This is a genomic window from Ruegeria sp. BF10, from assembly GCF_056538725.1.
The window spans coordinates 106,175-118,508 of sequence record NZ_JBQFTR010000004.1; the positions used below are offsets into that span (position 1 = coordinate 106,175).

General features: G+C 57.1%; 12 protein-coding genes. 4 read left to right on the forward strand and 8 right to left on the reverse strand.

The window, feature by feature from the left end; translation table 11 throughout:
• Window positions 1-15 precede the first annotated feature (15 nt).
• From ACR0DJ_RS15590 to ACR0DJ_RS15600, 3 genes are read left to right on the forward strand one after another with little or no spacing between them, the layout of a single operon-like run.
• Entirely contained in the window at window positions 16-1,245 is a 1,230-nt protein-coding gene (locus ACR0DJ_RS15590) for a class I SAM-dependent RNA methyltransferase (RefSeq protein ID WP_480685556.1), read from the forward strand.
• Window positions 1,246-1,266: 21 nt separating this feature from the next.
• On the forward strand, window positions 1,267-2,052 hold the full coding sequence (locus ACR0DJ_RS15595; protein WP_170345807.1) for an ion transporter: 786 nt from the start codon (window positions 1,267-1,269) through the stop codon (window positions 2,050-2,052).
• Between the two features lie 59 nt (window positions 2,053-2,111).
• A complete protein-coding gene (locus ACR0DJ_RS15600) occupies window positions 2,112-2,630 on the forward strand; it encodes a L,D-transpeptidase family protein (protein WP_480685557.1) in 519 nt (172 codons plus the stop codon).
• On the opposite strand, the gene ACR0DJ_RS15605 is transcribed toward ACR0DJ_RS15600, so the two are convergent.
• The 7 genes from ACR0DJ_RS15605 to cysQ all read right to left on the reverse strand — a co-directional run bounded on the left by ACR0DJ_RS15605 (window position 2,627) and on the right by cysQ (window position 10,643).
• Window positions 2,627-4,066, reverse strand: a complete 1,440-nt coding sequence (locus ACR0DJ_RS15605; RefSeq protein ID WP_480685559.1) for a nodulation protein NodH — start codon at window positions 4,064-4,066, stop codon at window positions 2,627-2,629. The two genes, ACR0DJ_RS15600 and ACR0DJ_RS15605, sit on opposite strands and share 4 nt — an antisense overlap.
• A gap of 6 nt (window positions 4,067-4,072) precedes the next feature.
• Window positions 4,073-5,773, reverse strand: coding sequence for a DUF5927 domain-containing protein (locus ACR0DJ_RS15610; protein WP_480685560.1), 1,701 nt, complete (start codon window positions 5,771-5,773; stop codon window positions 4,073-4,075).
• A complete protein-coding gene (locus ACR0DJ_RS15615; protein WP_170345982.1) occupies window positions 5,770-6,756 on the reverse strand; it encodes a glycosyltransferase family 2 protein in 987 nt (328 codons plus the stop codon). The genes ACR0DJ_RS15610 and ACR0DJ_RS15615 overlap by 4 nt, the downstream gene beginning before the upstream one ends.
• 184 nt (window positions 6,757-6,940) lie before the next feature.
• Window positions 6,941-7,984, reverse strand: coding sequence for a glycosyltransferase family 2 protein (locus ACR0DJ_RS15620; protein WP_480685561.1), 1,044 nt, complete (start codon window positions 7,982-7,984; stop codon window positions 6,941-6,943).
• 7 nt (window positions 7,985-7,991) lie between these two features.
• On the reverse strand, window positions 7,992-8,975 hold the full coding sequence (gene galE, locus ACR0DJ_RS15625; RefSeq protein WP_425079444.1) for a UDP-glucose 4-epimerase GalE: 984 nt from the start codon (window positions 8,973-8,975) through the stop codon (window positions 7,992-7,994).
• A 70-nt stretch (window positions 8,976-9,045) separates the two neighbouring features.
• On the reverse strand, window positions 9,046-9,846 hold the full coding sequence (locus ACR0DJ_RS15630) for a 3-deoxy-manno-octulosonate cytidylyltransferase family protein (protein WP_257599727.1): 801 nt from the start codon (window positions 9,844-9,846) through the stop codon (window positions 9,046-9,048).
• Complete coding sequence (gene cysQ, locus ACR0DJ_RS15635) at window positions 9,846-10,643, reverse strand: 3'(2'),5'-bisphosphate nucleotidase CysQ (RefSeq protein WP_170345797.1); 798 nt, start codon at window positions 10,641-10,643, stop codon at window positions 9,846-9,848. Before cysQ ends, ACR0DJ_RS15630 begins: the two co-directional genes overlap by 1 nt.
• Before the next feature lie 122 nt (window positions 10,644-10,765).
• Between cysQ and ACR0DJ_RS15640 the strand changes: the two genes are divergently transcribed.
• Window positions 10,766-11,590 carry an ABC transporter permease gene (locus ACR0DJ_RS15640; protein WP_257599729.1) on the forward strand — a complete coding sequence of 275 codons (825 nt, stop codon included), beginning with the start codon at window positions 10,766-10,768 and terminating at the stop codon, window positions 11,588-11,590.
• Here the strand turns inward: ACR0DJ_RS15640 and ACR0DJ_RS15645 are convergent.
• Window positions 11,587-12,189 carry an alpha-ketoglutarate-dependent dioxygenase AlkB family protein gene (locus ACR0DJ_RS15645; RefSeq protein WP_170345795.1) on the reverse strand — a complete coding sequence of 201 codons (603 nt, stop codon included), beginning with the start codon at window positions 12,187-12,189 and terminating at the stop codon, window positions 11,587-11,589. The two genes, ACR0DJ_RS15640 and ACR0DJ_RS15645, sit on opposite strands and share 4 nt — an antisense overlap.
• Between the last annotated feature and the right edge of the window lie 145 nt (window positions 12,190-12,334).

Consider the following 12,334-nt stretch of genomic DNA (forward strand, 5'->3'; position numbering starts at 1 on the left):
GCTATCAGGCCTCTCATGACGCAGCAATTCACAATCACACGGCTTGGACATCAGGGCGACGGTATTGCCGATGGCCCCATTTACGCCCCACGCACCCTTCCGGGCGAAGTCGTAAGCGGCACCCTTGTTGGCCAGCAATTGACCGATATCCGGGTCGAGACACCGTCCGAACACCGCGTCAAAGCGCCTTGCCGCCACTACAAAGCGTGCGGTGGCTGCCAGTTGCAGCACGCATCCGATGCATTTGTGGCCGACTGGAAACTGCAAATCGTCCGCAAGGCGCTGATGGCGCAAGGTCTCGAAGCGCAACTGCGCCCGATACACACATCGCCCGAACAGTCGCGGCGGCGCGCTACGATTGCCGTGAGGCGCACGAAAAAGGGCACGTTGGCGGGGTTTCACGGTCGTGCATCCGGCACGATCACCGAGATACCCGATTGCCGGTTGCTTGACCCGACATTGATCGCGGCCATTCCGGTGGCCGAGGCGCTGGCCACCCTGGGCGCAAGCCGCAAGGGCGTTCTGGCTGTCACGCTTACACTGTCCGAAGGTGGTCTGGATGTGGCCGTAACAGGCGGCAAACCGCTGGACGGCCCGTTGGAACTGGCGTTGGCCCAGGCGACCGAGAAACATGGGCTGGCCCGGCTCAGCTGGGATGATGAGGTTATTGCCATGCGGCATGCGCCGGTTCAGCGTTTCGGGACAGCCAGCGTCACGCCACCCCCCGGGGCTTTCTTGCAGGCAACAAAGGACGGAGAAAAGGCTCTGTTAAAGGCAGTTTCCGAGGCTACACGGGGTGCAAAACGTATCGTAGACCTGTTTGCAGGCAGCGGAACGTTCTCTCTGCCGTTGGCGGAAAACGCCGAAGTTCACGCAGTTGAAGGCGAGGCCGCCATGGTCGAGGCGCTGGATCAGGGCTGGCGTCGGTCACAGGGGCTGAAACGCGTAACGACCGAGGCCCGCGACCTGTTCCGCCGCCCGCTGATGCCGGACGAGCTGAAATCCTTCGGTGCCATTGTCCTGGATCCGCCTCGTGCCGGCGCCGAAGCGCAGGTAGATGAGATAGCACAGGCGCAACGCCCGGTGATTGCCTATGTCTCGTGCAATCCCGTCACCTTTGCGCGCGATGCGAAAATGCTGGTTAACGCGGGTTACACCCTTGAATGGGTACAGGTCGTTGACCAATTTCGATGGTCGTCACATACGGAACTCGCTGCGCGGTTTGTCCTGAGCGCCGCATCTTGATCTTACTGGGGAAGCTGACACATGGGGTCCAAACAGCGTTTGCTGAATTTTATCGAAGCGCCCGTTTTCGGTCGGTTCATAACGGCCGTGATCATTTTCAACGCCATTCTTTTGGGGATGGAGACATCGCCGACCCTGATGGAGCTGGCAGGCCCTTTGATCGTGGCGCTGGACCGGCTTTGCCTGACGATCTTCGTGGTCGAAATTGCCATGAAGCTGATCGCCACCGGGCGCAGGTTCTTCACAAATGGCTGGAACATATTCGATTTCCTGATCGTTGGAATTGCCCTGGTTCCCAGCGCCGGAGGTCTGTCGGTGCTGCGCGCCCTGCGAATTCTGCGGGTTCTGCGCGTGATTTCCGTGGCGCCTCGTTTGCGTCGCGTGGTCGAAGGGTTCATCTCGGCCCTTCCCGGAATGGCCAGCGTGTTTCTGCTGATGGCAATTCTGTTCTATATCGGGGCGGTTATCTCGACCAAGCTGTTCTCGACATCCTTCCCGGATTGGTTCGGCGATCTGGGCCTGTCTGCTTATACGCTGTTCCAGATCATGACACTGGAAAGCTGGTCCATGGGCATCGTGCGCCCGGTGATGGAGGTCTATCCCTATGCCTGGGTCTTCTTTGTTCCCTTCATCATGGTCACGACCTTTGCGGTGGTGAACCTGTTGGTGGGTCTGATCGTCAATTCGATGCAGGATGCCCACCACGCCGAGGATGAGGTTAAAACCGATGCCTATCGTGATGAGGTTCTTGTGCGGCTGGAAAGCATTGAACGTCGACTGGCCGAGCAGTCGAACATCAAAAAGTGATTTCAGTTTTTGCCTTTTTTGGCATAATGATCGAAAAAAAGCAGAGCAGGCAGTGAAACATGGATCGTCGAGTATTCGGTTTGGGGGCGTTGGCAACGCTGAGCCTTTCGGCTTGTGCCTCTGGCCGCCCAAGATTTCTGACTTATGACGGGCCCGAGGTGACCTCTTTGGTGGTCAACAAAGGTGCGCGCAAGCTTTACTTGTTGCACAACGATAAAATCCTCAGGGAATATGACGTCGATTTGGGGTTCGCGCCGAATGGAACAAAGAACCAGCGCGGTGACGGCAGAACGCCCGAGGGCACTTATCTGATCGACCGTCGCAATCCCAGAAGCCGGTATCATCTGTCCCTGGGCATTTCTTATCCCAACTCGCAGGATGTCGCCAAAGCCAAGGCTGCGGGCGTTGATCCGGGTGGAGATATATTCATCCACGGTGAACCCAATCTGCGCTCAGAGCGGAAGCGCGCAAAAAAGAAGCGGGATTGGACAGCAGGATGCATCGCGGTCAAGAATGACGAAATCGAAGAGATCTATGCGATGGTCAACAAAGGTACGCTGATTACCCTGCGCCCCTAGGCTGTTTTTGGCGCCCAGTCAGTGAACCCGAATGCTTCATAGTCGCGCTGGTACGCTGCAACCGCCAGCGCTTCGAGGTTTTCGTCGTAGATCTGGTCCAAAGCGTATGGTTCATCCGGCGCGCAGGAGCCAGGTTGAGGCGGGTTTGAATGCCCCATATTGCGCGCCAGATCCGGCAGGGCGGTCATCAGATCCTCTTCTCTCAGAATCAGATCCGGCATGGTGAAGGATGCGATTCCCTCCAACGTCCTGGACTGGCTGCACCACGTGCCGTCTACGCGGATCGGCGTCTGCCCGTTGAGGTTGAGGCGCAGAAACTCCAGAAAGCCCGAAAAAGCTTCGCGGTGTTGTTCAACAGAATAATTGGTGTCCCGCACTTGCCCCGGGATCGGCAGCTTGAGCCGGTTGCGAAGATAATTCCGCACCATCTTGTAGCTGCCTGGTCCGGTATTCAGAATGTGACTGCAAAACGCCGTATGTGCCCGCGCCAGAGGGTGACGCAGAACCGTAAACTGCCGATGACCGGGATGGCCCTGCTTCCATGAGCGGACCTGTTTGCGATTTCGATCCGTGATCAGTTTGTCGGTCTGACATCCGTCCAGATCAGCCAGCCATTGCACAACAACAGGCTCTATTCCGCCCCGAATGGGCAAATACATCAAAGAAGACCGCGCAGCGGCAACATAAAGCGGCACAGCCGCGCCGCGCTGCGGCTCAAAACTTGTTGACCGATGCAATCCGAACCGATCCTGATCGCACAGGGCTTGCTTCATTTCATCAGGATTCGTGACCTTCGACAAAGCCGGCGCCGGGTTTTGCGGCTTCAGGGTATCATCCAGTCGGGTCAGCCGCCCGTCAACACCCAGCCATGCAGCCAGCCCGTTTATGACATCCAGCTCGGTCAGGTCGTCATAGTGAATGAAGAACCCGGTTTGACCTGTCTTTTGCAGGTGCCGTTGCACCGTAAGCTGATAGTCTTGCAGCTGATCCAGGTAATCCGAAAACTCGTCGGCGTCGAAGTCAACCTGCGCGTCGACGCGGCGTTTCACATTCTTCAGCAACCACTGCTGCGTTTTCCGTGCTATTTTCAGCGACAGATAACTGTCCAATGGATTGCGGGTCAGAATGATCTTGGCACAGCGCGGGTCGTTCAGCATGGGTTTCAGGATACGCGGGTCATGGTCTTCAAAATATCGAAACCCATTGATGTCACCCGGTGCTGATTTGATGGCCTTGAGCATTCGCATCGGATCCGCATCCCGGTCTTCCAGTGAAAGGCCGAGCAGGTGGTCGGATTTCAGGCTGCCCGCAAAATGCGGATTGAACGCCTCTCCGTGACAGGTAACCCCGTCCATCGCATTCAGGTTGGCTTCCAGCAGGTTCGAACCTGTGCGCATGGCGGCCAGAATGACGAAGTAATCAAAATGGGCTGACATGGGCAATCACTGCACCAGATACGGTTTTCGGTATGGCTTTTTCTGGCGACCGAACACATCGTCCGCCGGGAAATCACCCATCAGATATGGGTGCATTCCCTGATTCTTGAGGTTTTGCAGGAACTTCCCGAACCCGGACAGGTCGACCATGGTTGGCACTTCGGTCAGATGGCTGGTCTGCTGCATGCCGATTTCTTCAAGAATGCCCTGCAAGGCATCCATCGGAGATTCAATGAAGTCGGCCAGCGTCCAGCTGCGCATCCGCGCCTTGGTCCAGACCGATGTCAGCACCTCCAGCTGTTTGGTTTCAATTTGTTGCAGGCGCGCCGCCTCACACCGGATTTCCGAGAAGTTCATATTGGACCGGAACAGTGGGATCGCCCAAGCGCCGGTGATAACCGAAATCTGAGCGTTCTTGTCCCGCGCCAGAAACCAGTTGATTTCCTGAGTGTCCCGCGGGCTGAACTGGAAACACTGGCGTTCGCCCCGCGTATTCCAGATCAGGTTCGACAAAAAGGCGGTCGGGTTGTAGTCCCGCAGCGTCGCACTGTCGCTGAGAGCACCATTCGTTATGGCTTCCCCCTGCGAAAATTCGGCGCGTTCGGGGCCGAAAAGATGCCCGTGGACTCTGGCCCCAGTGGTTGCGGCCAACCATGGCTCGAAATCCTCGAACAGTTCCGAAAAGCCTTGGAATACGGAATATTGTGACGATGTCAGACCGTTTTCACTGCCATGGCGGGGAAACCGGCTTTGCATATACAGCCCGTCGCGCCCGCGGGTTCGCCGTTCCACCGCTTTGGAAAATACCCGATCGATCTTGCCCGGATTGGGCTCTGCCGGTTTCATCGCCCCGGCCTGATCTGTCAGGAATGCCTGGTACAATCGCTCTGCGCGGGGCCAGATTTTTCGGGCGACAAAACAATCCGATCGGCGCAGCAATTGCAGATGATCGTCATAGAAGATGTGTGGGCGGCCCTGGTAATCGAATTTGGACAGGGTCAGGGACCTGCTTTCAATATGTGTGGAATACAACCGCGCCAGCGTCTGGAAATAGCTTTCATCCGGAATCCAGACATGACGGAAATACTTGTCATACAGCTTGCGTCTGGGGTCCTGAAGGATTGCAGACAGCGTTTGGCGGGTCAGGCACCACCATTGGCTTCCCATATGCGGAACCAGGCCGTCGGGGATTCTCCTGCGAAACCCCATCAGGCGCTGAAGTTTTACATATGCGTCGAATAGTTTGCGATGTTTGCGCCAGGAAAACGGAAACCGCAGGGTGAACCGTTCATGATCCAGCCCGCCGATGGTCCAGCTGACATCGGATGTCGTCGCGCTTTCGATGAAATCGACACGTGGCCGGTCTGACAGGTAGTCTATCAGCTCCTGAACCGGTCGCAACGGCAGGCAGGCCCCCGAGGCAAGAAACACATGCCGAACCTCGGGGAATCGCTCCAGCATCAACTCGGACGCGCATTGCGAGGCAGCAACGATACCCCAGCCACCCCAATCGCACCGATGCCGGTTTGAAAACACGATCGAGGGATTGTTCGAACAGGACGCAACAAACCGGGAATAGACATTGTCGGACACCTTGCGATCCACATGGATGACCACCGGGCACCCCGCTGCCGTCCAGTGGCGCGCGACCTGCTCGGCGCAGTCCAGCGAGGTATGAACCAACATGACAATACCCAGACTGCTCATGCCCAGTTTCCTTTCGACATGAGGCCTAGGATCTCAAGCTGTCGCCAGTTGATATAGGCCTCGGACCATTCGCACCAGAAAACAGGCTTGTCCTCAAGCCGGGTTGCATATGCCTTGTATTCGCCAGAGCTCCGGTAATGCTGGCCACGCTGCAACTCTTCGCGGGCTTTTTCCCCAAGAGTGTTGATCAACTTGGCATGAAGCAGTGATCCGCTGGCCTTTTCGCCGCCCCATTCGTCGTAAACCTGATTGAGCCCGCGTGGCAAAAGCGAATGGGTCGAGCTGACATAGACATAGCGCCGGTTCCATTTTACCAGCGGAATCTTGTTCAGCGCCGGTGCCTTCGAGGGGTTGTCCTGAAAGAACACGCGCGCCCGTGGACCCCCTTGAATCCAAAGGTTCTTATACTCGGGGTTCTTGGTGATCATGTAATTCCCGGGATCGAACCAGCGCGCGATTTCGAACGGGTTCTGACCTTCGGCATAGGGTTCGGCGTCCACCGGACCTTCAGGGTACATGTCGATCAGCATCGTGCCAAAACTGCGCACGGCACTGCCGTCCAGCCAGTCCGTCAGGGCACGGATTGGACGGGTGTCGCAGAACGGATAGACGAAGAATTCGTCCGGATCGACGCTCAAAACCCAGTGACCGTGCGCATATTTGCGCAGCAGATAGTTCGACCAGTCCAGACCATAGCTTGCCCGTTTGTAGCTGGTCGTCGTCCGCCAGACCGAAACGTCAGCCTGTTCTTTCAAAAATTCAAAACTGCCATCATCGCTGTTGTTGTCGACAAACAGAAAATGGTTGATGCCCAGTTTGCGATAATATTCAAGAAAGAAGGGCAGGCGAATTTTCTCGTTCCGTATAACGCTGATCAGCAGGATATCATCACGCCGTATGGCCTGTGTGTTGTTGCTGACCGGCTTGAGTTCGCGGCGTCGTTTGAGGCAGCGCAGAATACGGCGCTTGCGCCGCAATCTCATTTTGTAGGACTCAAACAGGCTCACGTGACTGCCCAACCTTTTTATAACGCGAGCTTTCCCCGAACCCGTCGTGACCGTTGGCACGACATGGCATTACCGGTTTATGCCATCTTTGCATCTTCTGACGCAACGTCTTTAAAACCGATAAACCGTAAACGTGCGGTTGATGCCCTTGTTTTCGTTTTCAATCCCAGCCTCCGCCGTTCATCAGACCCAACTGTTCCAACTGGCTCCACCCGGTGTAGCGTACCGACTGTGGGGTCCACATGTCCGGCTGGTTGATTATTCCATCGTAGTATGGCCCGAATTGGTCCGGATCATGAAAATGCTGGCGTCGCTGCTTTTCGGTATTGGATTTCTCGATAACGTCCGGCAGGAATTTCGTGTGCAGCAACACGCCCGACGGGGTATCGCCGCCCGGCCCATCATAGGTTTCGTTCAGACGGCGCGGCAGGGCGGAATGGCATGAGTTCACATAGGCATAGCGCCGCGACCAGCGCATCAGCGGGATCTTGTTCAGCGTGGGTGATCTTTGCCGTGTCTGCGTAAAGAACATCCGTTCCCGCGCGCCACCCTGCACCCAAAGGTTGCCCATCGGGCTTTGCCGCTGCGCGCGATACGGTCCTGCATCGAACCAGCACAGCAGATTTGTGGGGTCGGTGTCCGGGTCATAAGCCGCATCCCCCAAAGGACCCTTGGGATAGAGGTCCAGCATCAGCGCCCCGAACCCGATCTTCCCGCGCCGGTCCAGCCAGGCCGTCAGGTCATGCAGGGGCCGGGTGTCGCAGTGGGCATAGACCAGCAGTTCATCCGCATCCACCATCAGGCACCAGTGGCGGTGGCCATAGCGCATCTGCAACCAGGTCAACCAGTCCAGGCCAAACCGCGATCCACGATAGCTGGAATGGGTTCTCCACACGGAGACGTCCGGTTGATCCTCCAGATACTCGGACGATCCGTCATCGCTGCCGTTGTCGACGATCAGAAAATGATCGACACCCAAAGCGCGATAGTAACGAAAGAACCACGGCAGGCGGATGATTTCATTGCGCAAGGTGACAAAGGCCAATATGTCACCCCGCTGGATTTGGGATGTCTGATCCTTCTGGCAGATCAACTGATGTCGGCTGCGCAGCGACCTCCAGAGCAGCCGCCGGCGTTTCCAGCGCAACCTGTACTTCCGATCCCATCCGATCCGGGGAAGTGTCAATGCAGTACTGGATGTCACCGGGTCCTCATTTCTCGTAGTGGCCGTTCTGGTGCCAACGCCAGGCATCTGCGATCATCGTCTCTAACGTTGATCTTTTGGGCTTCCATCCCAGTTCGTTTTCAGCCCGTACAGAGCCGGAGACCAGCTTGGTGCAATCTCCTGCCCGACGAGGGCCCACTGTATACGGCACGGGACGGTTGGTGACGGACTTGGATTGCTCGATCACCTCAAGAACGGAAAACCCGGACCCGGTGCCCAGGTTGAAGACACGGCTGCCTTTGCCCTGTTCCAGCCAGCCAAGCCCCAGAATATGCGCATCTACCAGGTCACAAACATGTACATAGTCGCGGATACAGGTGCCGTCGGGCGTGTCGTAATCCGTGCCAAAGACGGTAAGACCTTCGCGCTTGCCGTCAATCGCGTCCAACATCAGCGGGATCAGATGCGTTTCAGGTCGGTGAAACTCGCCCACGTCCCCTTCGGGATCGGCGCCTGCAACGTTGAAATAGCGGAAGATGACATGGCGCAGCCCATGAGCCGCCTCGAAATCCTTGAGGATATCTTCGATCGCGCGTTTTGATGCTCCGTAGGCGTTCAGGGGATACTGCGCGGTGGATTCATCAAGAACCACGTTGTCGTGCTCGCCATATGTGGCACATGTGGACGAAAACACGAAATCCAGACAGCCGGCCGCAACGGCGGCTTCAATCAGAGTCAGTGACCCCGTGACATTGTTCGACCAATACACGCCGGGCTGACGCATGGCATCGCCAACCTGGCTGAGCGCCGCGAAATGCATCACCGCATCTGGTTTGTGTTTCGCGAACACCGCATCCAGGCGGTCCCGATCCAAAAGGTCGCCCTGTTCAAAAGGGCCAAACTGCACCGCATCCTGCCAACCCGTGATCAGATTGTCGTAGGTCACAGGAAGATAGCCTGCCTGCGCAAGCGCCTTGCAGGCATGTGAGCCGATATACCCGGCACCACCGGTGACAAGAATTGTCTTCATGGGATATCCATCGGGGCTGGTTGAGGCACAGTTTCCACAGGGGCGCCGTCCGAGTCATGGGGAAAAGACGTCACTCCAGCCCCATGGCTGCCATCATCTCTTCGATCTTGGGCACGTCCTGCGGGTTGTTCAGTTCCCAGAACTGACGGCCCCTTGCCTCGACCTCGACGCACAGAACCTTGCGCCCGTTTTCCATGAACCTGAGCTGTTCCAGGCCTTCCTGCTGTTCCAGAGGCCCGGCTGGCCAGCCCGGATACGCCGCAAGGGCGTCGGGCCGATAGGCGTAGACGCCGACATGGTGAAACACGGGTGTCGCTTCATCGCCGGCGTATGTCCGGGACGTAAAGGGCACGACCTCTTTCGAGAAGTACATTGCACTGTGATCGCGTCCGAACACTGCCGTCGTGCCGCCTACACGGCCATGCTTGCGGTCGTTCAGCAGACTGTTCAACGCACTGCCGTCGCAGCGCAGGACAGGGGTCGCGACGCCGGCATCCGGGGCCGCGCGCAGGCCGGACACCAGATCTTCGACAAACCAATGCGGGGTCAGCGGGGCGTCCCCTTGCAGGTTGACGATGATTTCATACCCGCCGCCCAGAACCTCATGCGCTTCGGCGCATCGTTCGGTGCCGTTTTGACAGCTTTCCGAGGTCATCACGACGTCGGCCCCAAAGCCCTCGGACACTTCGCGAATGCGTTCATCATCCGTCGCAACAACTACGCGATCGACGCCCGAGACTGACTTGGCTGCACGCCACGACCGTTCAATCAATGTCATGGACTCGCCCGTCGCGCCTGTCAGAGGAACCAGAGGTTTGCCGGGATAGCGGGTCGAGGCGTAGCGGGCAGGGATGGCAATCAGAACAGACATCAGGCTTCCTTCAGTTCAACACCCGGAGCGTAAGCAATAAAGAACGGATTTGCATAGCCATCTTTGCCATAAACCAACGGAGTATGGTCGTCAAAACGCACAACCCGGCCACCGGCTCCGGCCAGTACTGCATGGCCCGCTGCTGTATCCCATTCCATCGTGCGTCCGACGCGCGGGTAAATATCCGCTTCGCCCGTGGCAACCAGACAGAACTTGAGTGACGAACCCGCGCTTTTGCTGTCCTTCACATGGTATTTGTTGATGTAGTCCTCGGTGGCCTGATCCCTGTGGGACTTCGACGCCACAACCAGCAGCCCGGAATTGTCCGGTTCAGAGACTGATATGGGCGTCAAAGGACCTGTCACGTTTTTGTCGAAAGCACCTGTTTCCTCGACCGCACGGCCATCAGCCAGCGTGAAGAACATACGACCCCGCGCCGGGGCATAGACGACACCCCGGGTCGGCACTCCGTTTTCGACAAGTGCGATGTTGACAGTAAAATCACCGCGACGGTTGATGAACTCCTTGGTGCCGTCCAGAGGGTCAACAATGAGGAAAGTGTCGCCTTTTTCAGAGTGCGAAGCGGCCTGTTCTTCGGTGACCAGAAGAATATCCGGGAAGGCCGCACGCAACCCTGCCGAAATCAATGCGTCGGCGGCTTCGTCTGCCTCGGTCACAGGGCTGGAGTCGGATTTGACTTTGACATCGAAATCATCCGCCTCGTAGATTTCCATGATCTTGTCGCCTGCCTCCAGAGCCAGTCGCCGGATGACGGGAATAAGCGCGTCGTAGGTCACAAAAAAGCTCCGTTCCTGTGGTTTGTTGATCCAAACTCGCGATCGACTTATGATGCGGCGGTTACGGAACGGCAAGATATTCATGCCAGTTTTGAGGCGACGAAGCAGAAAAGACCCTTTGAATGTTCTATTTCAAGCGTAACCAAACGCTGCTGGGCAGCGCTTTCACGACGGCTGAGCTGGTGTTCCATGCCACCGTACGAAAGGTGCGCTCGCAACACCCGAATGCAATAGTCGCCATCCTGATCAATGTCCTGCAACTTGTGGTGATGGGAACCACTTTCTACCTGCTCATGTCACTGATGGGCCGGGGCGGAATTCCAAAGATCAGGGGCGAATTTCTGCTGTATGTTCTGTCCGGCGTGTTCCCCTTCATGCTTCATATCCAGTCAATCGGTGCGATTTCAGGGGTTGGGTCCGCGAACAATCCGATGATGCTCCATTCGCCGATGAATGTGATGGTCACGATCCTGTCTGCGGCGCTCGGTATTCTTTACAAGCAATTGCTGGCGATGTTCGTGATCCTGTTCATCTACAGCGTCGCGGTCGCCCCGATCGAGGTGCAGGATCCCGGCGGTGCTTTCGCGATGCTGATATTGGCCTGGTTTACCGGATGCGCCGTGGGTTTGGTGTTCATGGCGATGAAGCCCTGGTTTCCGACAACCGTTGGAATGCTCACCAATATCTATCGTCGCCTGAACATGGTGTTTTCAGGAAAGATGTTCGTTGCAAACACGCTGGGCGGCGGATTGCTGATGATGTTCGCCTGGAACCCGCTGTTTCATATTATCGACCAGTGCCGGGGCTTCATCTTTCGAAACTATTTTCCGCGAAACACGAGTTGGGATTACGCATTGTGGGTGGGGATCGCCCTGCTGATGATCGGTTTGATGGGTGAATTTTTCACGCGCCAGCATGTTTCACAAAGCTGGAACGCGCGCCGCTAACGTGCGACCCGCAGCGTCAGGTTGATCCGCCCGCCTTTTGGCAACAGCCGGGATGACCCGTATCTGATCCGGTCGATCCCGTGATAGGCCAGCCGTGCCGGGCCGCCCATGATCACCACGTCGCCCGAGCCCAGCCAGATCGACTCGGTCTTGCCGCCACGGGTCGTATTGCCAATTCGGAACAGGGCGTCATCGCCCAGGGAAACCGACAGAACGGGCCAGGAAAAATCTGCCTCGTCCTTGTCCTGATGCAGGCCCATTTTGGCGCCTTCCCCATAGTAGTTGACCAAACAGCAATCCGGTGCGCGCTCAGAGCTGACCAGATCGCGCCAGATATCAAGAATGACCGGGGGGATTTCAGGCCAGACCCCGCCTTTCGGATGCTTGTCCTGATAGCGATAGCCCGCCTTGTCGGTCACCCATCCAAGATCCCCGGCCGAGGTCATTCGCACCGACATCTCTTTGCCCGACGGCGTGACGGGCCGAAACAAGGGTGCCGCTTTCAGAATCGGTCGCAGGGCTGCGATCACCTGTGTCTGGGCGGCGGGATCAAGATAGCCTTTTCTGATTTCGAACCCTCGCAAGATCACCCGCGTCATTCCGGAAACCCCAAACCTTTCCAATTCCTTGCCAAAAAAGACCTCAAATTCCCGAAAACCTGCACTCTACGGTGCTTGCAGGCCTCTTGCCTCGCCCTTATATACGCCGGGACGCGCGATGGTAGTGCTGTCGCGCACATCAGAT